A 25,227-nucleotide genomic window follows, 5' to 3' on the forward strand; every position below is an offset into this window, starting at 1 on the left:
TAAACTAATGGACTTGTTTTGCAAGTTTCATCCAAGTGACTTCCTCTAGATCACAACTACTTCTCAAGTGATGCTATGATAAGACCAAAGTAATTTCCAACTAGTGGCTATTTTTACATTTCATATCTCAAATAAATCCTTAGAAATCTGGAGTAACCATTAGATATGAAAAAATAAAAAAAACGAAAGTTATGACCTACTTTTTTTCTCATAAAATAGTCAATTTGTGTTTTTTTTGTTACACTTACAAGTGATGGTTTCTTACCATGAAAGGATGATCGCATATGACACCAAACCGAGAAGATTATTTAAAAATCATTCTGGAATTAGGCGGTGACACAACTAAAGTCAACAATAAACAAATCGTTTCTAGCCTAGCAGTGTCACCTGCTTCAGTAAGCGAAATGATTTCTAAACTCGTAAAAGAAAAACTAGTCGAACACTCTCCTTACCAAGGTGTACAATTGACTGATAGCGGACTGATAAAAGCAAGTAGCCTGATACGTAAACATCGATTATGGGAAGTTTTTTTAGTCGAACATTTAGATTACAACTGGAATGAGGTCCATGACGATGCTGAGGTCCTTGAGCATGTGACTTCTGAACAGCTTGCGGATCATTTAGAAAGTTATTTAAATCATCCTAAACATTGTCCTCACGGAGGCATTATTCCTGAAAAGGAACAAGTTGTCCACGAAGAACGTCGTCAAACACTTGAGTCCTACCCAGTCGGAACAAAAATTCGGATCGCTCGTGTCCTTGATGAAAAGGAATTACTAGACTATTTAGTGACAATCGATGTCAATATTGATGAAACTTATGAAATCACTGATGTAGCTGCCTATGAAGGTCCAATCACTATCCAAAATAAAACCAAAAAAATTCCTGTCAGCTTTAAAGCCGCCAGTACAATTTTTGTCGATAAACTGTAAAGGAGATTACGCAAATAATGAATGAAAAAAACGTATTATTTACTATATTTGGCGGTACAGGAGATTTAGCACAACGTAAATTGTATCCTTCACTTTTTCGTTTATACAAAAAAGGTAACTTGAGTGAACATTTTGCTGTGATCGGTACAGCACGTCGCCCTTGGAGTGATGAACACTATCGTGAAGTGGTCAAAGGAACAATCGAATCATTGAACCCTTCTGCTGAAGAAGCCGAACGATTTGCTAGCCATTTTTATTATCAATCTCATGATGTCAATGATTCTTCTCATTACCAAACATTAAAAGAATTATCTGATCGTTTAGATGAAAAATACCACTTGAATGGCAATCGAATGTACTATCTAGCCATGGCTCCACAGTTTTTCGGTACGATCGTTTCACATTTGAAATCTCAAAAAATCGTCACTGAGACTGGCTTTAACCGATTGATCATCGAAAAACCTTTTGGCTCTGATTTCCAATCTGCATTTGAATTGAATGAAAAAATCCGACAAGTCTTTCCAGAAGATGACATTTTCCGTATCGACCATTACTTAGGTAAAGAAATGATCCAAAATATCTCTGCGATCCGCTTTGCCAATAATATTTTTGAGTCTCAATGGAACAATCGTTACATCGACAACATCCAAATCACTTTTGGTGAGAGTTTAGGTGTTGAAGATCGTGGTGGTTATTATGACCACAGCGGCGCGTTAAAAGATATGGTCCAAAATCATATCCTTCAAGTATTAGCATTACTTGCGATGGAACCGCCTGTTGCTTTTTCTGAAAAAGAAATCCGATCAGAAAAGATCAAAGCGTTAAAAGCTATTCGTATCTATGAAAAAAAGGAAGTCTTAGAAAATTTTGTACGTGGGCAATATGCTGCAGGTCAATTAGACGATCAGACATTCAAAGGTTATCGTGAAGAAGACAACGTTGATCCAGAATCCACCACTGAAACATTTGTTGCTGGAAAATTCACGATCGATAATTTCCGTTGGTCTGGCGTACCTTTTTATGTACGTACCGGTAAGCGTCTTACTGAAAAAGGCACACGAATCAATATCGTCTTTAAACAAGTGCCAGTCAATGTATTTAAAACATCCATCGATGAACCTTGCAATGACCCAACCTTACCACCCAATGTCTTGACTATCTATATCCAACCAACAGAAGGTTTTTCATTTACATTAAATGGAAAAAAAGTTGGTCAGGGTTTTGCAACAGATCCAATCAAATTGGAATATCGCAATAGTGCTGAAATGGTCGAAAATAGTCCTGAAGCCTATGAAAAGCTTATGTTAGATGCGTTGAATGGCGATAGCACAAACTTCTCTCACTGGGAAGAAGTCGCACAATCTTGGCACATCGTTGATGTGATCCGCCAAGTTTGGGATCAAGTACAACCAGATTTTCCAAATTACAAAGCTGGTTCTATGGGTCCTGAAGCAGCATTCGAACTTTTAGAAAAAGATGGTTTCGAATGGATCTGGCAACCAGATCATTGGTACCGTGAACGTGGAAAATTGGATTAGTCACCAATCACTTGTTATTCGCTTAAAAATACTTTTTTATATATCAAAAACAACCAAACACAAAATGTGTTTGGTTGTTTTTTGCTTACTTTTATTCAAAACCTTCTGCGACTGCTTCTGGGTAGAACGCTTCAACAAGCTGTGCACAACGTCCGCATAAGTGTGGTAATTTTTCATCAGTGCCAACATCTTTACGGATTTGGCGACAACGATCACACGTTTCGCCTTCTGCTTTTTCGACTAAGATCGCTACATCATCAAAGACTAAAGCATTTTCAGGCGCTTCAGTGTTTTCTGGCATAATCGTAAAGTAGTCTGGTGAGACGATCAATAATTGAGGAATGTCAGCAGCAACTGCTGTCAATAATTGATTCACCTGTTGATTCGGATAGATCGTTAATTTTGCTTCTAATGATTTTCCGATCAATTTACTATTTCTTGCTTCTTCTAGTGCTTTTAAGACTTTATCACGGAAATCCATGAAGGCTGCCCATGTATCTAACAACTCATCTTGGTTAGCATATTCAACATATCCTGGTAGCTCACTTAATTGAACATAAGCTTCTTCTTCTTTTAAGAATGACCAGATTTCCTCTGTTGTATGAGGAATGATCGGTGTCAATAATTTCGTTAATGAAACAGCCGTTTCATAAAAAACAGTTTGCATACAACGACGTTGATGATCATTTTCTGCTTCAATATAGACCACGTCTTTCGCAAAATCCAGATAGAAAGAAGAAAGATCCACTGTCAAGAAGTTCATCACCGTGCGATAGATTTGCATAAAGTTATACTTATCATATCCTTCTTCACGGATTTCTTTGATGACTTGATTCAAACGAACTGTCATATATTTATCAACTGAACGACGATCTTCATACGCTACTGCATCTTTCTTAGGATCAAAATCATCCGTATTTGCTAATAAGAATCGCATCGTATTTCTGATTTTCCGATAAACTTCAGCAACCTGACCTAAAATATCCATTGATACACGAACATCTGCTTCGTAGTCCACACTAGATACCCATAGACGGAGGATATCCGCACCAAATTGTTTGATCACTTTATCTGGAACGATCGTATTGCCTAATGATTTACTCATTTTTCGACCTTCACCATCTAATGTGAAGCCTTGTGATAAAACTGATTTATATGGCGCAACACCATTGATTGCGACACTTGTTGTAATACTTGAATTGAACCAACCACGGTATTGGTCAGAACCTTCAAGGTACATATCCGCCGGGAAAGATAACTCAGGACGTTGACGTAAAACAGCTTCATGAGAAGAACCTGAATCAAACCAAACATCCATGATATCTGTCTCTTTCGTAAATTCGCCATTTGGTGATCCTGGATGCGTAAAGCCTTCTGGTAGTAAGTCCTTCGCTTCTTTTTCAAACCAAATGATTGAGCCATGTGCCGCAAATAATTCAGCGACATGTTCAATCGTCTCAGGTGTAATGATTGCTTCACCATTTTCAGCATAAAAGATTGGTAGCGGAACGCCCCAAGCACGTTGACGTGAGATGACCCAATCGCCGCGATCACGTACCATATTGTAAAGACGTGTTTTTCCCCATGGAATGATCCAATCAACTTTTTCCACTTCATCAAGAATGTTTTGGCGGAAATCATTGATCGAAGCAAACCATTGTGGTGTTGCACGATAAATCACAGGTTTTTTAGTACGCCAGTCATGTGGGTAACTATGGGTGAAGAAATCCAATTTCAACAAGGTACCTTTTTCTTGTAATAGATCCGTGATCATTGGATTTGCTTTGTCATAAAAGATTCCTTCAAATCCAGGTGCTTCATCAGTAAATACACCTTTAGAATCCACAGGAGAAACAACAGGTAATTTGTAACGATTTCCTGCAATATAGTCATCTTCCCCGTGTCCAGGTGCAGTGTGGACTAATCCAGTACCTGCATCCAAGGTCACGTGATCTCCTAAGATCACTAAAGATTCACGATCATAGAATGGATGTGTCGCTGTCATGTATTCCATCTCTTGTCCTGCAAATTCTTTTAAGACTGTGACTGTTTCCCAGCCAATTGCCTGTTGCACCGTTTCCATCAAATCTTTGGCAACGACAAATTTGCGACCATCAGCTTCTACTAAGACATACGTAAATGTTGGATTTACAGCAATCCCTTGGTTAGCTGGTAATGTCCATGGTGTCGTTGTCCAAATAACGAAAGCAGTATCTTCATCCAAAAGGTCTTTGCCATCTTTCACAGTGAAAGCGACATAGATTGAAGGAGATTTGACATCTTTATATTCAATTTCAGCTTCAGCTAATGAAGATTCACTAGATGGTGACCAGTAAATTGGTTTTAATCCTTTGTAGATATACCCTTTTTCAGCCATTTTACCAAACACACGGATCTGTGCAGCTTCATAGGAAGGATCTAAAGTGACATAAGGATTTTCCCAATCACCAGCAACGCCTAAACGCTTAAAGTCTTCCCGTTGTTTGTCTACTTGTGAAAGGGCGTATTCACGACATTTTTCCAAGTATTCAGCCATCGTCATTTCTTTTCTTTTGATCCCTTTGTTCGTCAACACTTGCTCGATCGGCAAGCCATGCGTATCCCAACCGGGAACGTAAGGCGCACGAAAACCAGACATTGATTTTGAACGGATGATGATATCTTTACTGATTTTGTTTAAAGAATGCCCTAAATGGATATTTCCGTTTGCATACGGGGGGCCGTCATGAAGAATAAAGCTCGGTTTGCCTTCATTCAACGCTTGTCTTTGTTGATAGATTTGATTTTCTTCCCATTCTTTTTGCCACTCACCTTCACGGTTCGGCAAATTCCCACGCATAGGAAAACTTGTTTTTCCTAATTGCAAGGTTTCTTTCATTTTCATATAAACACTCCTTAGCTTTAGTTTACAGAACGCAAAAAAGCATGTTCATCCTAGGGACGAACATGCCGTGGTACCACCCAAATTTAGTTACGATCGTAACTCTCAAAGACCGATAACGAGGTCAACCGCTATTTCTTACTATCGTTCAGAAATAAAACAAGTAGAGGATCTTTCACTTTGCAGGGTCTTACCAATCTTACACTGTCATTGGCTCGCTTTAAGAATGTCAAAATGCTTTTCTGTTCTACTCTTCTTCGTATTCTCCAGGAATGATCGAAAGATCGATTGCTTGCGTATCAAAAGCAGTCACTGGAGACTCGTATACTCCTGTTTCAGAGTGTACATCACTTTCAATTTCATTGTCAAGCTGTTTTGCCAAAACTTCTTTGATTACTTCATGGCTGTCCGTTACATAACTAGAGAATGGTTGTAAGATCTCATCCCATTCTGGACTTTTCACTTGTTCAAGTTGTGATTCTAACATCAAGCTGATTCGTTGATGGAATACACGTGTTTTCTTCTTCAAATCTTCTGTTTCTGTAGCTAGTTGTCTTGCTTTTTCAGTTGCGTCTGTCAAAATACGACGGGCTTTTTCTTCTGCATCCGTTGTTAATTGGTGCGCGCGTTTTTCAGCGTTTGCTACCATTTCGTCTGCTTTGTTTTGTGCAGAAGTCACGATTACTTCTGATTCTTTACTTGCACTTGTTTTTACTTTGTCGGCTGTATCTTGTGCCACAATGATCGATTGGTTCAAAGCATCTTTTAATTCATTGAAGTATTCAAGTTTTTCTTCTGAATGCTTCACTGCTTTTTCTAGTTCACGATTTCTTTGTGTTACTTCTTCGTAATCACGAACCACTAAATCTAAGAAATCATCTACTTCGTCTTGATTATATCCCCGCATTTTCGTTGGGAATGTTTTATTTTGAATATCTAATGGAGTTAAAGCCATGAGTAAACCACCTTCTTGTTTTATTTACGTAATACACCAAACAACACCCTGCACTTGTCTTTCTTTGTTTTCCCCTCAAGGTCTTGGATTTGTATTCTACCATATCCTCTGATCGAAACAATATCTAATAACTCAAGCAAAAAGTCCGGTTTCGTATTTTCTGTCCAATTCACTTTTACTTTCCCCGATTCGATCAGTTGCTTTGAACGCTGTCTTGAAATATTATAGATTTCCGAGATCACACTATCCAGTCTAAGTGAGCTGACTGTGCCTCTTTCTTGAGTCCAGCTATCTTTTGGCAAGATCATCTCTGTGTAATTGATCTCTTCTAAGCGAACAGCCACTTTCCCGATTTTAGTCACTTGATTAACGACAAAATGATCGATTTCGTCTGCAATGAAAACTTGCCATCGGTCATCATCTGAAATAATATCACCGAAGTAAGAACGTTTTATCCCTGTACCAACTAGTGTACCTAAAATCTTGCCATGACTCAAACTGGCAAACTTACTTGGGTAATGGATTTCATATAACGACATTTCAAAATCATCGTCAACTGGTTCATAGTAGTCTGGGAAAATCAAGCATCTTTTTCGTTCTGCTTGCTCATAACCGCCGTATAATTGAAAACGTAAGTCACTATTTTGGCGAATCAAGGTCTCTAAGATGTAACATTGTCTTGGGTCAAGAAATTCTGTCAGATAAGGTGCATACTGACTCTGGACCTGTTCGATCCAATCTCCGACAGAGTCAATAAACGGACGTTCATCTACTCGGAAATGCTGATACACATTCGTATCCACTTGATTCCCTCCTATATCCCTGGTTGCTCAATACTAAATAGCGAACGTAATCATCCATAAAACGATATGCTGCAATCCTTGGACAGCAAGATTTAAAATCACAATTGATGCTAAGATCGTAAAATCCATTGGTCCAAATCTTAAAGGCAAACGATCGAATAGGCTGATATATGGTTCACAAATCTTTGATAATATGCGTCCAAGACTAGATTGATATCCTCCAGGAAACCAAGATAGTAACGCATAAACTACTAGGATCATGCTATAAAAGTATGCAGCACGTGAAATTAAATTAAGTATCATAAAAAGAATATAAATGTTTGCTCCTCCTCTTTACAGATCAAACATACTTCCATCTGCGAAAGATTGAGCCGTTGAACTATCGATTTCCAGACCAGCTGGTGTGCAAAGGAAAATCTCATCACCTACTCGTTTGATATCGCCGTCTAACGCATAGACTGTCCCTGTTAGAAAATCCACGATACGTCGAGCCTGCTTTTCTTCTACTAACCGAAAGTTGACTAATGTTGCTTCTCCCGCAATGATTCTTTTAGCAATCGTCATTGCTTCAGAGTAGGCACGAGGTTCCATCACTGTGATTTTTCCTGCTAACTGTGTGTTCGGTTGAACAGATGGTCTCGTTTGTCGTTGGTCTTTTTGCGTATTTTTTGTAGAAGTTTGATGTAATTCGATGACTTTTTTTGTTTCGTTCATCGGCGCATTCTCACGACCAACCGGACGTGATGTCGTCGTTGGGCGTTGTTTTTTTTCAATCGGCTGTGAAACAGCTGGAGAATGTTGTTGATACTGTGTGTTTGATTTAGTTGGCTGCTTGGCAACCTTTTGTTGTTCAGGATAATCTTCGTATTCGTACTCTTCTTCATCAGCTAATCCGAAAAAATTAGCAATTGCTCCCCTGTTTAAAAGTGGCATTATTCTTCCTCCTCGTCTTTGAATAGCGCTGTTCCTACACGGATAAATGTAGCTCCTTCTTCAATTGCAAGTTGAAAATCTTGGCTCATCCCCATGCTCAGTTCGGTACATGGTGCATGTGTGTATTGTTTTGATTGGGCAAGATCACGCAATTCTCTCAGCGTTTCAAACACTTTACGAATTTGTTCAGCAGAAGCGTCCTTCGGTGCCATAGTCATAAGTCCTACTACCTGTATATTTGGATAGGCTGCTAAAGATTCTAAGAAAGGCAGAAGCTCCGCTGGTGAGATACCGTGTTTCGATACTTCACCAGACACATTGACTTCCACAAAACAAGCTAATTGTTTTTCTAATCTTTTTTGGATTTCTTCTGCTAATTTCAAACTGTCTAACGCATGAAAGTAATCAATTTCATTTACAATCAATTTTACCTTTCTGCGTTGTAAATTACCAATTAAATGCCACTTCACTTCAGAATATTTAAGCAAATCTTGTTTTTTTTGCAACAATTTATCGACACGATTTTCTGCACAATGTGTCACTCCGGCATTGATTAATTCTTCTGTTTGGAGTGATTCTACAGATTTTGTAACAGCTACTAATGTCACTTCTTTCGGGTCACGATGAACAAGAGCACACGAATCCTGAATGTCTTGCTTGATATTCTGCAAGTTGTCAGCAATCATGTGCTCTTCCTCCTTTTATTTTTTACGACGGAAAAACGGCGGTGTATTCAATTCGTCGTCACCTTTTGTTTTTGTTTCTTCACGATTGAATGTATCAAATTCTTTTTTCTCAATAGTTTCGTAATTAGACTCATCCACTTTTGGACGAACATTTTGTTCGCGACGGATGTCCCAATCACCAAAACTGCTTTCATCTTCAGCAGTGATTGGTTTTGCTTGGTCCATGTCTAATCGATTGCTTTGAGCAGAAGATTGCGTTTGAGTTGACGTTTGTCTAGCTGGACGACTAGACTTTCGTTCCTTTTTTGTTTCATCAATACCTGTAGCAATGACCGTTACACGGATTTCATCGCCCATTTCTTCATTGATCGATGTACCTAAGATGATATTTACATCGCCAGTTGCTGCATTTGCTACGATATCTGAAGCATCTTGTGCTTCGAATAACGTCATATCCAAGCCACCAGTGATGTTCAATAGGACTTGTTCTGCCCCATCGATCGATGTTTCTAATAATGGAGAAGAGATTGCTTTCTTCGTTGCTTCGATCACGCGTTCTTCACCGCTTGCTACTCCGATACCCATCAAAGCGGTACCTTGGTTTGCCATCACTGTTTTCACATCAGCAAAATCCAAGTTTACGTAACCTGGTGCTGTGATCAAATCAGAGATACCTTGCACACCTTGACGTAAGACATTGTCTGCCTCACGGAATGCTTCAAGCATTGGTGTCTTTTTGTCAACGACTTCAAGAAGACGGTTGTTTGAGATGATCAATAATGTATCAACGTTTTCTTTCAAACGTGCGATACCTTCCGCAGCGAAACGGCCACGTTTTGGTCCTTCAAATGTAAATGGACGAGTGACAACACCCACTGTCAATGCGCCTAATTCTCTAGCGATTCCAGCAACGATCGGTGCAGCACCAGTACCAGTTCCACCACCCATACCAGCAGTGATGAAGATCATGTCTGCGCCTTCTAATGCTTCACGTAAAGATTGTTCACTCTCTTCAGCTGCTTTTTGGCCAACTTCTGGTTGTGAACCTGCACCTAAACCACGTGTGTATTTAGGGCCTAATTGGATCACTGTTTCTGCTTTTGAATTTTTTAATGCTTGAACGTCTGTGTTGGCAGTGATAAACTCAACACCTTTAACGTTTTCTTCAATCATACGGTTTACAGCGTTTCCGCCTCCACCACCGACGCCGATTACTTTGATGACTGCGCCGTCATTGATGTTATTATCAATTGAGAATTCCATGTTTTTTTCCTCCCACGATGATTAATCAAATATATTGGTAAAAAATCCTTTGATTTTACTTGTTACGTTTTCGCCAGAATTTTTTTCTTCTGGTTCTTCGTTATACGTTGTTTCTTCTGCCACATCGTATTGTTCATATGATGTGTGAGCTTCCGGCTCATTGGTTGTATAATGAACAGGTGCTGATTCCCCCATAACAGCGATTTTAGCTAATTGGTATACTTCACTTAAATTCGCAGAGTAATCAACAATACTGATCACGTTTGTAAATACCGGATTTCTTAGACCCATTTGATTTGGTACATAAAGTTTCACGTTTACGCCAAATATTTCCTGTGCCAAATCAACGACACCTGGAAGGCTAGCTGCCCCACCAGTCAATACGATACCACCAGGCAGCTCTAATGCTTCGATTTGATCTAACGCCTCTTTTGCTTTATTGAAGATTTGTTCCATTCGAGCAGAGATCACTTCTGATAGGTAATGTTCATCGACTCGAACAGGCTCTGTTTGGCCGATCACATCTACCGGAAATTCTTCTTGCTCTGAGGTACGTTCTGGATAAGCATCCCCATAATTTATTTTTAATGCTTCTGCATTGTTGAAGGAAGTATTTAAAACAATAGAGATATCTTTTGTGACAAATTCGCCACCTTCTTGATCTAGGCTCGTGAATTTCAACTGTTTGTCATGCATGACAGCAGTTGTTGTTTGTCCACCACCCATATCGATAACGATTGTACCAAAATCTTTTTCTCCATCTGAAAGAATTGATTCAGTCAACGCTAAAGGTGTGATCACTAATTCATTGACGATCAATCCCGCATTCTCAACACACTTACGAATGTTATGAATGATTGTCTTTGGTCCTGTAAATAATAGACCATACATTTCTAATCTGACACCGATCATCCCACGAGGATCTTTGATGCCTTCGAATCCATCTACCGTAAAGTCCTGTGGTAAAATTGACACGATTTGACGTTCAGGAGGTATTGAACGAACCAGTGCAGCTGAAGCCACATTGCGGACATCTTCATCGGTGATTTCTTTTGAATCTCCGTTTACTGCAATCATCCCTTGGCAGTTTTCTACTTCAAGCATGTTTGCTGGTAGACCCACACTTACACTTTTGATTTGAATGCCGGCTTTTTCTTCTGCCTGACGCACTGCTCGCTGTATCGCTTGTACTGTTTTATCGATATCAACGATGATGCCTCGGTTAATCCCTTCTGATTTTGCGTTCCCTACTCCAATAATATTCATTTGGCTGTCGATATATTCAGCCACGACAACTTTGACTGATGTCGTTCCAATATCAAGGCCTACGTACATTCCTGTTTTTGCCATGAATGGGATTCCCTCCTACTTAACTATTCCATATACATGCGAACAAATACGTCCGTTTTAAAAATATACTTTATAGATATATTCACTGTTTCCAATTTTACCATAAATCACCAGTTTTTAGAAAGTACATTATCACATTTTACAGTGGTTTTATTAATTTTCATCTAAACTTGACGAAGATGGGGTCGTATTTTCATTCGTTGGATTCAATTCGTCTTGATTCTCACTTATTTGAGGCTCACTATCGCCTGTTTCTGGAGTGGAAGTTTGATCTGTACTTTCTTCTGATCCTTCTTCTTGCGCTTCTTCACTATTATTTGAGTAAGGGTAAGAAAAAATGCCTACTTCCATATCGATCACACCATTTTCTTCCATTTCGCTAGCTACTTGCGCATAAAAATTCATTTGCGTTGCTAAGTTAGTAATATTGACAATGACTTGATTCCCATCGTTCATATTCAACTGGATCAAATTTTGATTCGTATTACGTGGTGTATATTTGATTTCCGAAATGGCTTTTTGTAATTCTGGAGATAGTTTATTATATTCTTTTGCTAAATCTTTGATTTTTGTCGAGTCAGTGAAACCTTCTAGAATTGGAAGATTTTTTGTTGGGCTCTCCACTGTCTCGTCTAACACCGTGCCATCCTCGATCACAGGGCTATATTTTCCGTCTGTTAAAATCAAAGCGATCTCTTTGTATTCAGTGACAGAAAGCTCAAATGTATTGACACTATTAAAACCGATCGTAGCTGATTTTATTCGAGGTTGCTCTTTTTTCAAACGATCGATGTAATTTTGGCGATGCCAATACTGTCCCCAAATATGCTGGTTCAATTCCAATTGCGTATCCTTCAATATTTCTTCTTTCGCAACAACTTCATTTCCAGAAATAGAAACGCCCTCTAATTTGCTCAACGGAGAAACATAATAAATCAAAAATAACAAAGGAATCAAAAGAATGGAAATAATTAAACTCAGCCTTTTATATAAAACTTTGTTTCGATAATTTTTTAAATTAGGTAAGCGATCGATAAATGAACCATTATAAGGTGCTCCATCTTTCTTATGTTCGATTTCTTCATAGTCTAATAACTCATCTTCAACAGGCAGTTCTTCTGTTTTAGAAGCAGAAGTTTCTATTTGTTCTTCTTTATGCTCCTTTTTTTCACTTGCTCCTGTTCGATGATCTGTTTGCTCTTTATGTTCTTCTAAGTATTTACGGTTGGCCATTTGCCAAGGCGTCAGCGAACTTTCATCGTTTGACTGCTCTGGCATTTTTTTTGTTTCTTTTTTCTTACTCATCTATGACCACCACCTTATTCTTTGATTAACGATTTTGCTAGTTGGTACAAGCGCTCAGATGCATCCGGGATACCTAATGTTTTAGAGGCAGTTGACATGTTCTGTTGTAATGTTTCATCTGCCATGATCTCATTTATCGCTGCCCCCAACGAATCACCATCCAACTCTCCATCGGCGATCATCTTAGCCGCCCCAACTCGAACGAGACTCATGGCGTTTTTGGTCTGATGATCGTTCGTCACATAAGGACTTGGGATAAGGATCGAAGGTAATCCAAGTGCAGTCAACTCAGCAATGGAGGTTGCCCCTGCTCGTCCGACTAATAGATCACTTGCCGCCATCACCGCTGCCATTTCATTGATGTACGGTTGGATACTGATATTCGCTTTGGTTTCTCCCAGTTTTTCCTTGATGCTTTGATAATAACGTTCACCTGATGCGTAAAGGATCTGATAATCCGTCGCTTCGAATGTATCCAAATAAGAAGTAACAGCTTGATTGATTTTTAATGCCCCTTGGCTTCCACCAAAAATCAAGACTGTTTTCTTCTCAGGATCAAGATCGAATTTTTTTAGAATATCAGTTTTCATCGTATCCGCAACTTCTTGTGCTCGCGGGTTACCGATCAAAACTGATTTTTCTTCTGGGAAAAAGGTAGCTGCATCTTTGAAAGAAAGCGCGATTCGATCCACATAACGACTTAAAAATTTATTCGTCATTCCCGGCACACTGTTTTGTTCATGGATGATCGTCGGAATCCCTAACTTGGCAGAAGCATAGACAACTGCCCCAGAGACATAACCACCGGTTCCAATCACAATATCCGGCTGGAATTCTTTTAGTATTTTCTTCGCTTGATGGATACTTTTCAAGAATAAATGGATCGTTTTGACATTAGCTAGTGAAAACTTTCGCTGAAATCCTTGGATCTCTAAGGTATGAAAAGGAATCCCAGTAGTTGGAACAATTTTATTTTCCAAACCACGTTTTGCACCTACATACATAAACTCGGCGTTCGGCTCTTGTGTTTTCACATAATTGACGAAGGCTAGCGCGGGATAGATATGTCCACCGGTTCCTCCACCTGTTACCAAAATTTTCATAGTTATTATCGCTCGTTTCTACTTTTCTATTTTAATTTTCTTACGGCTTCCATGAAGCGATCGCCACGGATCTCAAAATTGGGGTATTGATCCCAACTTGCATTGGCTGGTGATAATAAAACGATATCCCCTGCTTCACTATTTTCTAAAGCTATAGGTACCGCTGCTTCCGCAGACTCTGCTGTATAGATTGTACGTATCCCAGCTTTTTTTCCAGCATCCTTCAATTTTTCTTTGGTTTCACCAAAAGTGATCAATCCCTTCACACCTTCAAGTGATGGAATGAGTTCATCAAAGCCATTGCCCCGATCAAGTCCACCGGCGATCAAAATCAATTTTTCTGGTTGGAATCCGCTTAATGCCATTTTAGTTGCTAAAATATTTGTGGCTTTCGAATCATTGTAAAATTTACGGCCTTGGACCTCACCGACATACTGTGTACGATGTGGAACGCCATGAAAGTGACTCAACGTTTCTTTTATTTCTTCATTTGTTACACCATATAGTTTAGCGACGGTAATCGCTGCTAAAGCATTTTCGACATTGTGCGCACCTGGAACTCCTATTTCAGAGATTTCCATGACTTTTTCTTTGTCGTAATAAATGGCTCCCTCAAAAGAATAAGCACCTGTCTCTAAGATTTGATCAGTCGCAAAAGGCAACACTTTTGCTTTCGTTTTTTTACTTAGTTCTTGTAATTCTTTTTGGTTCCAATTCAATACAAGATAATCCTCAGACGTCATGTTTTTTTGCAGATGCCATTTGGCTTTGACGTAGGCCGGACGAGAACCATGATAGTCGATATGCGCTTCATAGATATTCGTGATCACTGCAATGTGTGGGCGGAGATCAGTAATCCCCATCAATTGAAAACTTGAAAGTTCCATAACAATCTTATCTTTGGGACCAGCCTCTTGTGCCACACTACTAGCAGGAAACCCAATATTTCCAGCTAAACGAGTCACACCTGCAGATTTCCCTGCATTCAACAATAAACCAGTCATTGTTGTTGTTGTCGTTTTTCCGTTGGTTCCTGTAATGCCGATAATTGGGCATTCCGCTACTTCGTAAGCCAATTCAACTTCCGTAATTACCGGAATACCCATTTCTTGTGCTTTTGCAACTAACGGATGTGTGTAAGGAATACCTGGGTTTTTGACCAAGACTGAAAATTTTTCATCTAATAGTTCGATTGGGTGACTACCAGTCACTACTTTGATTCCTAGGGACAGCAATTCTTGCGCTTCAGGATTTTCATCAAACGGTTTTCCGTCGTTAACGGTGACAAGTGCGCCCAGTTCATGTAATAACTTGGCCGCACTGAATCCACTTTTTGCTAATCCTAAAACAAGGATTTTTTTATTTTCATAAGTTGTTATTTTTTTCATTCTCGTCATCTCCTACCATACGATCCATAATGTGATCAATGAAGTAATTACACTTGTTATCCAAAAGACAGTATCTATCTTCCATTCAGACCAACCACTCATCTCGAAATGATGATGGATCGGTGACATTTTAAAGATTCTTTTACCAGTCAATTTGAAAGAAGATACTTGCAACATCACGCTAGCTGTTTCGATGACATACATCAGACCGATCAATAGTAATGTCCATTCCTGATTGAGCATGATCGAGATTGCTGCTAACAATCCTCCTAGTGCTAAGGAACCGACATCCCCCATGAATATTTTGGCAGGCTTGCGATTATAGACGAAAAATCCTAGTAGACCACCTAAAACACTCAAGCAGATAATTAAGACATCATACTGCTGTTGGTGCCAAGCAATCACTGCGTAGGTCAAAAATGAGATACTTCCTAATCCAGCTACTAAGCCGTCAATACCATCTGTTAAGTTAACAGCGTTAGAAAAGCCAACCAACCAGAAAATTGCGAATAATCCGTACACCCAACTTAAAGGAAGATCAAGCCCAAAAAAATTCAGTGTCCCAGGATATCCTTCGCCACGATAAACGAGATAAAAGATGATCCCACCAACAATTTGGCCAATCAATTTTTGCTTTGAGTTCAACCCCATATTTCTTTTCTTGAAGATTTTGATGAAATCATCTAAAAAACCGATTGCTCCGTATAGAGCAAGTACAAAGAGTAGGATGAAAAGAGTAGGCGTCAACTGTTGTTGCCAAGCGCCTACCCAGATACCTGTCAAGAGCGCGCTGACTAAAAACACCAATCCCCCCATCGTTGGAGTTCCGGCTTTTACATTATGCCATTTAGGTCCTTCCTCACGAATGGCTTGGCCTTGTTTTTTCATTTGAAAATAACCAATAAATAACGGCATTGTTGCAATCGTCATTGCACAACTACTCGCAATGGGAATTAATGTTTGTGTCAAATCCATGCTCTCTTCTCTCCTATTATTCTTTTAGATGGAAACTCAATGTTTCATCAGATATTTTTTCATAAGGTGCGAGGCTTTGTTCTGTACAGTAACCATCACCGTGGAACGTCACTTCAACACCAAGTATTTTTCCTAATTTCATGATATCTGCCTTTGACCACCCTGTCACATCAGGCATCAATGCAGTACCACCACTATATAAAATCAATTTTTCTCCTGATATCAGCTCATCACCATTTGCTGTGGATTGTGCTTCTACCTTATCTCCATCGCCGATGACTACTGGTTGCAAACCGCTCTTTTGTGCATCTGCAGCAGCAATATCAGGATTTAAATTACGATAATCAGAGACAGTGATATTTTCCGTCTTTTTCTCTTCTGGCGTAGCTGTTTCAGCTTCTTTGAAATCCATTGCCCGTTTCAGCAATGGGTTTGCAATTTTTGCTAAAGCTGTTCGATCATATGTTTTCGGATGTTTCATTGTCAGATAAAGCACATATTCAGGATCTTCAGCTGGTACCATTTCGACGATCGAATACAGATACGCGGTATCACCTGTTAGATAGCCTCCTGTATCAGAGGCGATCTGAGCTGTTCCGGTCTTGGCTGCGATGTTGTATCCTGGAACACTATATACTCCGTAAGCACTACCGTAATTTTCATCTTCTATGACATCGCGCATATACTCACGAACTTTTTCTGTTGTTTCTTTTGAGAACGGCTGACCTAGCACTTCCGTTTCAGTAGAGACTTCTTCTCCAGTGTTTGGATCAACGATCTTACTGATATAACGTGGTTGGATCATCGTCCCGTTGTTGGCGATTGCGCTGAAAGCTTTCATCATTTGGAAATTCGTGACACCGATGGCTTGACCATACGCACTCATCGCTTGGTCGACGATATTAGCAGTTGGTAAAGCACCCGCAACTTCATCATCCAACCCAGAGTGGGTACTTTGCCCAAACCCTAGTTTTTGCAAATAGTTATACCATTTCCCACCTAAACGCTGTTCAAGCATTACCATACCAACGTTACTGGACCATGAAAGAGCTTGACGCATCGTCAGCATTCCTTTTTTACCGAAGTCATGGTCATTGATCGTTGCATCAGCCACTTTGATCTGTCCAGATAAGAAAGATTCATTTTCATTGAATTTACCTTCTTCGATAGCAGCTGCTGTCGTGAAGACTTTGATCGTTGAGCCAGGTTCATAAGAATCTTGTACAAGGATATTACGCCACACAGCGTCTTTCCCCGTCAGACCTTCCATCGTTTCAGGATTGAACGTCGGACGTTGGCTCATTGCAGTGATTTCACCTGTTTTGGCTTCCATCAGCACCGCAGTCAATTCTTCAGGTTGGTATTCTTCATTGACTTGATCCATCAAGGTCTCTAAATAACTTTGCAGACGGCTATCAAGGGTCGTATACACATCTTTACCATCAATTGCTTTTTCTTCTTCTGCTACAGTCCCTGGTAATGGGTTTTGGAAATTATCTTTTTGATAGTAGATCTTTCCGTTTTGTCCACTCAAAATATCATTATAAGCAGATTCGATCCCAAGTCGACCAACTAAGCCATTTTCATCTTCGTCCGGTACCGCATAGCCAATAAAATGGGAAGAAAATACCCCACTAGGATACATACGGGCAGGGTGATTATCGAAATAAAGCCCAGTAACATCTGCTGCTTTCATCTCTGCTTCGATGTTTTGTTTCGTCTCTTGGGTGATATTACGTCCATAATTCCCAAATTCTACTTGGTAGAGATTTTGTTCGGCTCCATCGCGTAGCACCTTCAAGGCTTTACTTTTTTCCATTGAAAGGTTTTTGCTGATAATATCCGCAAGTGTATCGAAATCTTTTTCTTGTGCATATAATTTTTTGTTTCCAGTCGTATATGTTTCAGAAAGAATCGCTTTGATTGAGTAAGAAGTGGCATCTTCTGCTAATGCCACCCCGTTACGGTCAAAGATCGTGCCTCGTTTTGCTTTGACTTCTTCACTACCTTGATAAAGCTGGTTCGTTTTTTCTTCTAATGACGTGCCAGCCACATGTCCACCGATCACGATGTACGCAAAACGAACGGCAAATAAAAAGAACAACCCAATACTCGTAGCAAATAAAATGATACCTACTTTTTTGCGATTGTTCATCGGATTTAGATTTTTCTTTTCCATAAACCGCCGGAATTTATTTTTAAGACTCATTTACTTCACTTTCCTTAAATTGTCGTCATTGATTGACAACCCTTTTTCTTCTGCGATTTTTTTGACACGCTCGGTACGAGAAAGTTCACTTTTCTCTTGTTCCAAACTGATTTTTTCTTGATTTTTTTCATTGTATTCAAACTGTAGTGCACCAATTTGTTTTTCCATACCACTGATGTTGGTTCTTAACATCACTGTCAACACGCAAAGTGCAACGACAGAAAAAGCAATACATACTACTGCAAGCTTTTCAAAAATAGAGATTTGCTTCAAGCGTTTTGCTGGAGATTGAGGAAGAACGATTTCTTTCTCTGAGGGTGAATCTGGCAGAGGTTGCTCTGGTAGTTCAATTTCTTGTAAATCATATGGATATTGTTGGACTTTCTTTAGTTCTGCCATTCTTCTACTCCTCTTTCTCTCGTATTTTTTCAGCGATGCGCAATTTTGCACTACGAGAACGATTGTTTTCTGCCAATTCTTCTTCAGATGGCAACATCGGTTTTCTCGTTATCACTTTTAATTCAGGTTGGAACTCATCAGGTACGACCGGCAAACCTGGCGGTAGATCTTTGACTGTACTATATTCTTTGAACATGTTTTTGACGATTCGATCTTCTAATGAGTGGAAAGTGATCACACTGATTCGACCACCGACCTTCAATAAGCGGATTGCTTGTTCTAAGGAAGCTTCCTCCGCGCCTAGCTCATCGTTGACTGCAATCCGCACAGCTTGAAAAATACGCTTTGCAGGATGGCCGCCTTTTCGTCTTGCTGGGGCAGGGATCACCTGTTTGATGATCTCTACTAATTCCCCGGTTGTTTCAATCGGATGATCTTTTCTCACCCGTTCAATTTCTCTGGCAATTTGTTTTGAAAACTTTTCTTCTCCATACCGGAAGAAGATTTTCACTAATTCGTTGTATGGATAGTCGTTGATCACATGATACGCTGACAAAGGTGCTGATTGATCCATTCGCATATCCAAAGGCGCATCTTGATGATAACTGAATCCTCGTTCTGCTTCGTCTAATTGTGGCGAAGACACGCCTAAGTCGTAAAGGATACCATCGACCTTAGGGACGTATTCAGTCAAGCGCTCTTCAAGCTCACGGAAATTTGCTTTGATAAAAGTGACCATACCTTTTTCGACATACTTAGCCAAACGGATTTTCGCGTGATCGATTGCCGTTTGATCTTGATCAAACGCATAAAGATGACCCTCTGTATTCAGTTGGCTTAATAAGTATTCGCTATGCCCGGCACCGCCGAGTGTACAGTCCACATAAATTCCGTTCGGTTTGATTGCAAGTCCATCTACCGTCTCTTTTAACATGACTGTATAGTGTTGAAATGTTTCAGTCATTGGTCAGCCTCTTCCTATTTCTTATAATCCGAAATCGATCATATTTTCAGCGATTTCATCAAAGTTTTCTTCCGCAGCTTCAGAAAATTCTTGCCATTTGGTTTCATCCCAAATCTCGATTCGGTTTGACACACCAACAATGACACACTCTTTCGTTATTGTTGCGTAGTTTCTTAATGTATTAGGGATATTGATACGTCCTTGCTTGTCCAACTCACACTCTGTAGCTGCTGAGTAGAAAAAACGGACAAAGGTCCTAGCATCTTTCTTTGCTAGGGGCATATCATTGAGTTTCGACTCTAATTCGTTCCATTCGCTCATCGGATAGCCAAAAAGACAGCCATCTAATCCACGAGTCAACACGAATTGTTCGCCTAATTCTTCGCGTAGTTTTGAAGGCACGATCAAACGACCTTTTGCATCAATATTATGCCGAAATTCGCCCATTAACATCGAAACTACCCCCAATCCTCCACTAACTAAAATCAGTCTACCACAATCCCCCACTTTCTACCACCTTTTATGGGAAATCTGAGAATAACTTTTTGATTAGTAAAAAAAATTTTAACAATCAGGCTGCTAAAAGATTTTTAAAAGTCTTTTAACAGCCTGATTGCGCCATATTAGAGAAACGAAAGGAAGTTTAAGACGATCAATACGACATACATGACTAAGGTTACTAAAAAAGTAAGACGCCAAGTCATTTTGAAATAACGCGAATACACGATTTCGTCATAGTAATAAGCTTGGAATAACGCGATACAGATTGCCATTAAAAGGATGGTGATCAATAAAAAAGGCAAAAATGAAGACGTAGCGGTATTACGAGACAATGCGTGGATGCCTCCCCACAAAAAAGGAACGGCTAAATCAGGTGCTTTGACTTTAAAACGACGAGTCAAAGCAAAGATTTTTACTAGAAATTGACAACCAAAAATCACGATTGCCGGAAAGATGTACCAAAATAATACAAGTGGTGAAAAACTGCCCATACGACAAATCTCCTTTTTAATCGTTGCGTTAAGTATACGTGATTTAGTTTACACAACGATTTCATTTAGTTTAAATTTATACTGTTTTATTATTTTGTTGCAGTCGTTTTTTTACAAATCAAGATTGATGATCAATGGATAGTCTCTTTCAATGTGTTCTTTTCAATATTTAGTTATAATAGAAGAAAGAAGTATTTAGGAGGTTCCCAATGATAAAGTATTTCACACTTGAAGACCAGAAATTGATTGATTCGATGGAAGAAACGGCTGAAACCATTTGGTATTGTGTCGAGCGACCAACCGAAGAAGAAATCAATCAATTGATCAAACAATTCCAGATACCTAAAGATTATCTCACGTCTGTCTTAGACGATGCAGAAAACTCACGGGTAGAAGAATTTAATCAAGAAAAGCTAACAAAGCCAGCATTGGTATTATTACAATACCCTTTTCCAAAAACCAGTCCTAGCGGATATTTCCAAGTAGATACCTATCCGTTTTCGATTATTCTCACGCCCAAAAAGAAGCTTATCACAATTACGAATCATGAACCACTTTTTTTGAAAAAAGTCTTTCATCAAACGTTTCAAAGAAACGATCTTTCGACAACTTTAAATATCTTTATGCAGTTACTTTGGCAGATCACCCAGTCCTATAACACCTATCTCTCTTCCTTACTTGCTCAGTGTGATCTGTTGGAAACACAACTAAAAGTTTCAACTGAAAATAAACAATTGTACCAAATCATGGATATCCAAAAAAGCTTGGTTTACTTCAAAGAAGCGACTGCCTCAAATCTTGATGCGTTGCAACAATTAGCTGAGAACCAATCGGTCAAAAATAATCACGCGATGATGAATCACCTAAGAGATGTGATCATCGAAACAGAACAGGCGAAGACAACCGCTCGCATTCGCTTGAAGTTAGTCGAACAAATGAACCAAACTTTTTCTGCTATCATTTCAAACAACTTGAATAATATTATGAAAATTTTAACTTCTTTGACAATCATCCTGACGATTCCGACAATCATTGGAAGTATTTACGGTATGAATATTAAACTACCAATTGCTGAAAGGGATGATGCTTTTCTTTGGTTGATACTATTGACTGTGATCATTTCACTTCTAACGACTTATTATTTGAAAAAAGGTAAGTTTTTATAGAGATGCCCTCTTGTAGAATAAGCCAAAAGCATGTAAAATTAAGTTAATAATAATAAATCGAGGTAATCACGATGCGAGAAAAAAAACAAACGAGTACTTTTGCGAAAGTGACAAAATTAGTGATTTGGACAATGTTGATTTTGACAATCGGTTCAGTCGTTCTAACTGCTGTAATCAGCGTAATGTAGATAATTGCTTTTGGCGTTAGTTTCTTTATGACCAATGAGTTTTGATCAAAGTAAAAAAGCAGGACCTGAAAATCATTTCTGATTTTTAGATCCTGCTTTTTTTTGCTAAGAGCTTTTTTCGCCGTTTCATTTTTTCGCTAAGCGCAACAATTCTTTGGCGTGTTCAATCGTTAGCGGTGTGATTTCACTACCGGCTAACATTCGCGCAATTTCATTTTCTCTTTCAACTGCGGCTAATTCGGCGACGGATGTCTGTGTTCTTCCACCGACTACCTCTTTTACGATGTAGTACTGGTAATCCGCTACAGCGGCAACTTGAGGGAGATGTGTGATACAAAGTACTTGAGAATACTTAGAGATTTTTAATATCTTATCCGCAATGGCTTGCGCCACCCTGCCACTAACACCAGTATCTACTTCGTCAAAAATAATACTAGTCACACCTTGTTCAGAAGAAAAAATAGTTTTCAGAGCAAGTAATACTCGTGACAATTCCCCGCCCGATGCTACCTTGACTAATGGCTTCAATGGTTCTCCCGGATTCGTCGTGATATAAAATTCCACGAGATCGAAACCTTGCTCATCCAAGCGTCTATTTGCTTGCGTTGAAAAACGAACTTCAAATTCGGTGTTTTCCATGTAAAGACTCTTTAATTCACGTAAAATCGACTGCTCTAAGTCGCTTGCGATCGCTTTTCTTGCTTGATGTAGCTCTTCTGCACATTGAAAGGCCCATTCTTCTTTTTGGGTTAGTTCATTCTTCATTTTATCGAGTTGACCTTCTGTAAAGTCAGATGAATCCAACTCTTCTGTAATCTCTTCATAGTAGGCTAAGATGGCTTCTACTGAATCGCCATATTTACGCTTCAATTGGCGAATCGTTTCCATCCGTTGGGTTACTTCTTCCAAACGATTCTCATCCAGTTCAAGCAGATCGATTTGCCTACTCATGTCTCCTACTGCATCTTGCAACAAGTAATAGGCACTCTGGATATTATCAAAAATCGCTTCATATTCTGGATCAAGATGGGCAATACTTTGGATCTCTGAAACAGCCATTCCGACACCATCAAGACTAGTTTGTTCACCTTCACTAAGCGCTCCATAAGCAGTAGCTAAACCATCAACGATTTTTTGATAATTACTTAATTTATCGCGCTCTTCTCGAAGCTTTTCTTCTTCACCTACCTCTAATTGGGCAGCTGCGATTTCTTCTTGTTGAAAATTCAACATATCGATACGTTGAACATAGTTTTTTTCGTTTTGTTGGATCTTGCGTACTTTTCTTTCAAGTTCACGATACGCTTCATAAGCTTCTTGGTACACTCTTTTTTTCTTTTGGAATCTCGAGTCGCCAAAACGATCAAGTAACACAAGATGTGATTCAGGTTGTAATAATTCCTGATGTTCGTTTTGACCTTGGATATCCACTAAATAACTGCCAACTCGTCGCAAATTCGCTAATGTCACGATATGTCCATTGACTCGACAAACATTCTTACCTGCTAAAGACATATCTCGACGAACAATCAGATTCGAGCCATCAGACTCGATCCCTAACTCTTCCATCAGCGCTTCAAAACCTTCTTGTTTAGGCCACTCAAATAACCCTTCCAGAATACATTTATCGGCACCTTGACGAATATAATCACTTGATCCACGACCACCTGCTAATAAGCCCAAAGCATCAATAATAATTGACTTACCGGCTCCGGTTTCTCCTGTTAAAGCTGTCATTCCTTCATGAAACGACAAACGCAATTCAGGAATAATCGCAAAATTGGTGATACTTATTTCTTGTAGCATTGCAATCACTCCTTAGATTAAAGGTAATGCAGAAAATCTTTCTTTAATTGAACGGCATCTTCTTCCAATCGTGTGATCATCAACACATTGTCATCATCGTTAATGATCGAGAACAATTCTTTTTTGTAACGTTTATCGATTAAATTCGCAGCTGCAGAAGCGTTGCCCGGCAAAGTTTTTAAAATAACAAACTTCTCCATCTGGTCAACTGCTACAAATGCGTCTTTCAATAGTTTTTCTAGCTTTGTGCTCACATCTTCACTTGTTTCAGCAGGCAGACTATAACGATAGCCACCATCAACTGCTGGAACTTTGATCAATTTAAGCTCTTTGATATCCCTTGAGATCGTTGCTTGTGTAACAGAAATCCCTTTGTTTTTTAATATTTCAACAAATTCTTCTTGTTTACGTATATCTTGTTCATTTAGTAATCGAGTAATCAAACGATGTCGATCTTTTTTTCTCATGCTCAATCCGCTCCTTCGCCAATCCTTCTTCTATCAATGATAGCTTATTTTAAGCGCTTAATAAAGAAGAACTCATAGTCTTTTTTGTCATTTTCGAGACTACCGCTTATGCGTAAATTGCTCATGAGCCATTTCAACGATGTGAGCTGGATCAACGTTCGCATAGATCGTTCCTTTATCTGATACTTTTTTCAAGTGCGCTAAAAATTCAATATTGCCCTCTCCACCTGTGATAGGAGAGTAACTTAGATCTAATACATCAAAGCCTTGCTCTGTCGCAAAAGTCAAAATCTGTTCGATGACTTGTTGATGAGTCGTCGCCTCTCGAACAATTCCATTTTTACCAACGGCTTCTCTGCCAGCTTCAAATTGTGGTTTGATCAATGCAATTACTTCACCTTCTGGCTTTAAAATTGCATGTAACGGCGGTAGCATCAGCTTCAAAGAGATGAATGACACATCAATGACAGCCACTTCCGGTACCCCTTGATCAAAATCTTCAGGTTTTGCATAACGAAAGTTGACACGTTCCATCACGACCACTTTTGGATCTTGTCTGATTTTCCACGCCAACTGATTGTAGCCCACATCTAGGGCATAGCTCATTTTTGCTCCGTTTTGCAACGCAGCATCTGTGAATCCTCCTGTGGATGCCCCGATATCAAGCAACACTTTATCTTTGACTGTTAGATCAAATTGTTTTAATGCTTTTTCTAGTTTCAACCCACCCCGAGAAACATACGGTAATTTTTTACCTTTGACTTTTAATTCACTACTAACGGGGATTTTTTCTCCTGGTTTATCAAAACGTTCATTTTTCTCATTATAGATCAATCCTGCCATCACGGAACGTTTTGCTTGTTCCCTTGTTTCAAATAGCCCTTGTTTGACGGCTAATACATCTACTCGTTCTTTTTCCATCCT

General features: G+C 39.3%; 24 protein-coding genes. 4 read left to right on the forward strand and 20 right to left on the reverse strand.

Translation table 11 applies throughout. The features are described 5' to 3' along the window. Positions 1–284 precede the first annotated feature (284 nt). Both CUS89_RS02010 and zwf read left to right on the forward strand, forming a co-directional pair. Positions 285–932 (forward strand): metal-dependent transcriptional regulator, encoded by a 648-nt coding sequence (locus tag CUS89_RS02010; protein ID WP_071865938.1) that lies wholly within the window; start codon positions 285–287, stop codon positions 930–932. Between the two features lie 14 nt (positions 933–946). Then, complete coding sequence (gene zwf / locus CUS89_RS02015; protein WP_181055288.1) at positions 947–2,470, forward strand: glucose-6-phosphate dehydrogenase; 1,524 nt, start codon at positions 947–949, stop codon at positions 2,468–2,470. Positions 2,471–2,561: 91 nt separating this feature from the next. Here zwf and ileS read toward each other — a convergent pair whose 3' ends face one another. The 17 genes from ileS to CUS89_RS02100 all read right to left on the reverse strand — a co-directional run bounded on the left by ileS (position 2,562) and on the right by CUS89_RS02100 (position 20,676). After that, positions 2,562–5,354: an isoleucine--tRNA ligase gene (ileS, locus tag CUS89_RS02020; RefSeq protein WP_104870843.1), complete on the reverse strand. Its 2,793-nt coding sequence runs from the start codon at positions 5,352–5,354 to the stop codon at positions 2,562–2,564. A 244-nt stretch (positions 5,355–5,598) separates the two neighbouring features. After that, positions 5,599–6,306, reverse strand: a complete 708-nt coding sequence (locus CUS89_RS02025; protein WP_019722916.1) for a DivIVA domain-containing protein — start codon at positions 6,304–6,306, stop codon at positions 5,599–5,601. A 20-nt stretch (positions 6,307–6,326) separates the two neighbouring features. Beyond that, a complete protein-coding gene (locus tag CUS89_RS02030) occupies positions 6,327–7,109 on the reverse strand; it encodes a YlmH family RNA-binding protein (RefSeq protein ID WP_104775503.1) in 783 nt (260 codons plus the stop codon). Positions 7,110–7,142: 33 nt separating this feature from the next. Beyond that, positions 7,143–7,412 (reverse strand): YggT family protein, encoded by a 270-nt coding sequence (locus tag CUS89_RS02035; protein ID WP_104870844.1) that lies wholly within the window; start codon positions 7,410–7,412, stop codon positions 7,143–7,145. A 30-nt stretch (positions 7,413–7,442) separates the two neighbouring features. Further along, positions 7,443–8,042, reverse strand: a complete 600-nt coding sequence (locus CUS89_RS02040) for a cell division protein SepF (protein WP_104870845.1) — start codon at positions 8,040–8,042, stop codon at positions 7,443–7,445. Continuing rightward, the gene (locus tag CUS89_RS02045) at positions 8,042–8,728 is read right to left on the reverse strand and encodes a YggS family pyridoxal phosphate-dependent enzyme (RefSeq protein ID WP_071865934.1); all 687 of its coding nucleotides are present in this window, start codon (positions 8,726–8,728) and stop codon (positions 8,042–8,044) included. The genes CUS89_RS02040 and CUS89_RS02045 overlap by 1 nt, the downstream gene beginning before the upstream one ends. Positions 8,729–8,743: 15 nt before the next feature. Continuing rightward, complete coding sequence (ftsZ, locus tag CUS89_RS02050; RefSeq protein WP_010735977.1) at positions 8,744–9,991, reverse strand: cell division protein FtsZ; 1,248 nt, start codon at positions 9,989–9,991, stop codon at positions 8,744–8,746. Positions 9,992–10,012: 21 nt separating this feature from the next. Further along, positions 10,013–11,341, reverse strand: coding sequence for a cell division protein FtsA (gene ftsA / locus CUS89_RS02055; RefSeq protein WP_019723318.1), 1,329 nt, complete (start codon positions 11,339–11,341; stop codon positions 10,013–10,015). 153 nt (positions 11,342–11,494) lie between these two features. Next, positions 11,495–12,646 carry a cell division protein FtsQ/DivIB gene (locus CUS89_RS02060; RefSeq protein ID WP_104870846.1) on the reverse strand — a complete coding sequence of 384 codons (1,152 nt, stop codon included), beginning with the start codon at positions 12,644–12,646 and terminating at the stop codon, positions 11,495–11,497. Between the two features lie 14 nt (positions 12,647–12,660). Further along, positions 12,661–13,749, reverse strand: coding sequence for an undecaprenyldiphospho-muramoylpentapeptide beta-N-acetylglucosaminyltransferase (gene murG / locus CUS89_RS02065; protein ID WP_104870847.1), 1,089 nt, complete (start codon positions 13,747–13,749; stop codon positions 12,661–12,663). Positions 13,750–13,775: 26 nt separating this feature from the next. Next, entirely contained in the window at positions 13,776–15,137 is a 1,362-nt protein-coding gene (gene murD / locus CUS89_RS02070; RefSeq protein ID WP_104870848.1) for a UDP-N-acetylmuramoyl-L-alanine--D-glutamate ligase, read from the reverse strand. Between the two features lie 12 nt (positions 15,138–15,149). Further along, on the reverse strand, positions 15,150–16,112 hold the full coding sequence (gene mraY / locus CUS89_RS02075; protein WP_104870849.1) for a phospho-N-acetylmuramoyl-pentapeptide-transferase: 963 nt from the start codon (positions 16,110–16,112) through the stop codon (positions 15,150–15,152). A 16-nt stretch (positions 16,113–16,128) separates the two neighbouring features. Further along, the gene (locus CUS89_RS02080; protein ID WP_104870850.1) at positions 16,129–18,321 is read right to left on the reverse strand and encodes a penicillin-binding transpeptidase domain-containing protein; all 2,193 of its coding nucleotides are present in this window, start codon (positions 18,319–18,321) and stop codon (positions 16,129–16,131) included. Further along, positions 18,322–18,720, reverse strand: coding sequence for a cell division protein FtsL (gene ftsL / locus CUS89_RS02085; RefSeq protein ID WP_104870851.1), 399 nt, complete (start codon positions 18,718–18,720; stop codon positions 18,322–18,324). A 4-nt stretch (positions 18,721–18,724) separates the two neighbouring features. Further along, positions 18,725–19,684 carry a 16S rRNA (cytosine(1402)-N(4))-methyltransferase RsmH gene (rsmH, locus tag CUS89_RS02090; RefSeq protein WP_104870852.1) on the reverse strand — a complete coding sequence of 320 codons (960 nt, stop codon included), beginning with the start codon at positions 19,682–19,684 and terminating at the stop codon, positions 18,725–18,727. Between the two features lie 21 nt (positions 19,685–19,705). Next, positions 19,706–20,137 carry a division/cell wall cluster transcriptional repressor MraZ gene (gene mraZ, locus CUS89_RS02095; protein WP_104870905.1) on the reverse strand — a complete coding sequence of 144 codons (432 nt, stop codon included), beginning with the start codon at positions 20,135–20,137 and terminating at the stop codon, positions 19,706–19,708. Between the two features lie 170 nt (positions 20,138–20,307). Further along, positions 20,308–20,676 carry a DUF3397 domain-containing protein gene (locus tag CUS89_RS02100; RefSeq protein WP_104870853.1) on the reverse strand — a complete coding sequence of 123 codons (369 nt, stop codon included), beginning with the start codon at positions 20,674–20,676 and terminating at the stop codon, positions 20,308–20,310. A 209-nt stretch (positions 20,677–20,885) separates the two neighbouring features. On the opposite strand from CUS89_RS02100, the gene CUS89_RS02105 reads away from it, so the two are divergent. Together CUS89_RS02105 and CUS89_RS02110 are read left to right on the forward strand one after the other, a co-directional pair. Then, on the forward strand, positions 20,886–21,842 hold the full coding sequence (locus tag CUS89_RS02105; protein WP_104870854.1) for a magnesium transporter CorA family protein: 957 nt from the start codon (positions 20,886–20,888) through the stop codon (positions 21,840–21,842). A gap of 71 nt (positions 21,843–21,913) precedes the next feature. Further along, positions 21,914–22,030, forward strand: a complete 117-nt coding sequence (locus tag CUS89_RS02110; RefSeq protein ID WP_010735989.1) for a DUF4044 domain-containing protein — start codon at positions 21,914–21,916, stop codon at positions 22,028–22,030. A gap of 126 nt (positions 22,031–22,156) precedes the next feature. Here the strand turns inward: CUS89_RS02110 and recN are convergent, their stop codons facing one another. From recN to CUS89_RS02125, 3 genes are all read right to left on the reverse strand, one after another. Further along, positions 22,157–23,836, reverse strand: coding sequence for a DNA repair protein RecN (gene recN, locus CUS89_RS02115; RefSeq protein ID WP_104870855.1), 1,680 nt, complete (start codon positions 23,834–23,836; stop codon positions 22,157–22,159). Between the two features lie 17 nt (positions 23,837–23,853). After that, a complete protein-coding gene (locus CUS89_RS02120) occupies positions 23,854–24,303 on the reverse strand; it encodes an arginine repressor (protein ID WP_010735995.1) in 450 nt (149 codons plus the stop codon). Between the two features lie 99 nt (positions 24,304–24,402). After that, on the reverse strand, positions 24,403–25,224 hold the full coding sequence (locus tag CUS89_RS02125; protein WP_010735996.1) for a TlyA family RNA methyltransferase: 822 nt from the start codon (positions 25,222–25,224) through the stop codon (positions 24,403–24,405). Positions 25,225–25,227 lie beyond the last annotated feature (3 nt).

Source organism: Enterococcus mundtii, assembly GCF_002947535.1.
Lineage (GTDB): Bacteria > Bacillota > Bacilli > Lactobacillales > Enterococcaceae > Enterococcus_B > Enterococcus_B mundtii_B.

Excerpts from the sequence above, each read along its gene's own strand:
- mraZ (WP_104870905.1), bottom strand. The coding sequence starts at position 20,137 with ATGTTAATGGGCGAATTTCGGCATAATATTGATGCAAAAGGTCGTTTG.
- rsmH (WP_104870852.1), bottom strand. The coding sequence starts at position 19,684 with ATGACTGAAACATTTCAACACTATACAGTCATGTTAAAAGAGACGGTA.
- ftsL (WP_104870851.1), bottom strand. The coding sequence starts at position 18,720 with ATGGCAGAACTAAAGAAAGTCCAACAATATCCATATGATTTACAAGAA.
- CUS89_RS02025 (WP_019722916.1), bottom strand. The coding sequence starts at position 6,306 with ATGGCTTTAACTCCATTAGATATTCAAAATAAAACATTCCCAACGAAA.
- CUS89_RS02040 (WP_104870845.1), bottom strand. The coding sequence starts at position 8,042 with ATGCCACTTTTAAACAGGGGAGCAATTGCTAATTTTTTCGGATTAGCT.
- murD (WP_104870848.1), bottom strand. The coding sequence starts at position 15,137 with ATGAAAAAAATAACAACTTATGAAAATAAAAAAATCCTTGTTTTAGGA.
- CUS89_RS02105 (WP_104870854.1), top strand. The coding sequence starts at position 20,886 with ATGATAAAGTATTTCACACTTGAAGACCAGAAATTGATTGATTCGATG.
- mraY (WP_104870849.1), bottom strand. The coding sequence starts at position 16,112 with ATGGATTTGACACAAACATTAATTCCCATTGCGAGTAGTTGTGCAATG.
- ftsA (WP_019723318.1), bottom strand. The coding sequence starts at position 11,341 with ATGGCAAAAACAGGAATGTACGTAGGCCTTGATATTGGAACGACATCA.
- ftsZ (WP_010735977.1), bottom strand. The coding sequence starts at position 9,991 with ATGGAATTCTCAATTGATAATAACATCAATGACGGCGCAGTCATCAAA.
- recN (WP_104870855.1), bottom strand. The coding sequence starts at position 23,836 with ATGCTACAAGAAATAAGTATCACCAATTTTGCGATTATTCCTGAATTG.
- CUS89_RS02120 (WP_010735995.1), bottom strand. The coding sequence starts at position 24,303 with ATGAGAAAAAAAGATCGACATCGTTTGATTACTCGATTACTAAATGAA.
- ileS (WP_104870843.1), bottom strand. The coding sequence starts at position 5,354 with ATGAAAATGAAAGAAACCTTGCAATTAGGAAAAACAAGTTTTCCTATG.
- CUS89_RS02045 (WP_071865934.1), bottom strand. The coding sequence starts at position 8,728 with ATGATTGCTGACAACTTGCAGAATATCAAGCAAGACATTCAGGATTCG.
- CUS89_RS02110 (WP_010735989.1), top strand. The coding sequence starts at position 21,914 with ATGCGAGAAAAAAAACAAACGAGTACTTTTGCGAAAGTGACAAAATTA.
- CUS89_RS02100 (WP_104870853.1), bottom strand. The coding sequence starts at position 20,676 with ATGGGCAGTTTTTCACCACTTGTATTATTTTGGTACATCTTTCCGGCA.
- CUS89_RS02035 (WP_104870844.1), bottom strand. The coding sequence starts at position 7,412 with ATGATACTTAATTTAATTTCACGTGCTGCATACTTTTATAGCATGATC.
- CUS89_RS02060 (WP_104870846.1), bottom strand. The coding sequence starts at position 12,646 with ATGAGTAAGAAAAAAGAAACAAAAAAAATGCCAGAGCAGTCAAACGAT.
- CUS89_RS02125 (WP_010735996.1), bottom strand. The coding sequence starts at position 25,224 with ATGGAAAAAGAACGAGTAGATGTATTAGCCGTCAAACAAGGGCTATTT.
- murG (WP_104870847.1), bottom strand. The coding sequence starts at position 13,749 with ATGAAAATTTTGGTAACAGGTGGAGGAACCGGTGGACATATCTATCCC.
- CUS89_RS02010 (WP_071865938.1), top strand. The coding sequence starts at position 285 with ATGACACCAAACCGAGAAGATTATTTAAAAATCATTCTGGAATTAGGC.
- CUS89_RS02080 (WP_104870850.1), bottom strand. The coding sequence starts at position 18,321 with ATGAGTCTTAAAAATAAATTCCGGCGGTTTATGGAAAAGAAAAATCTA.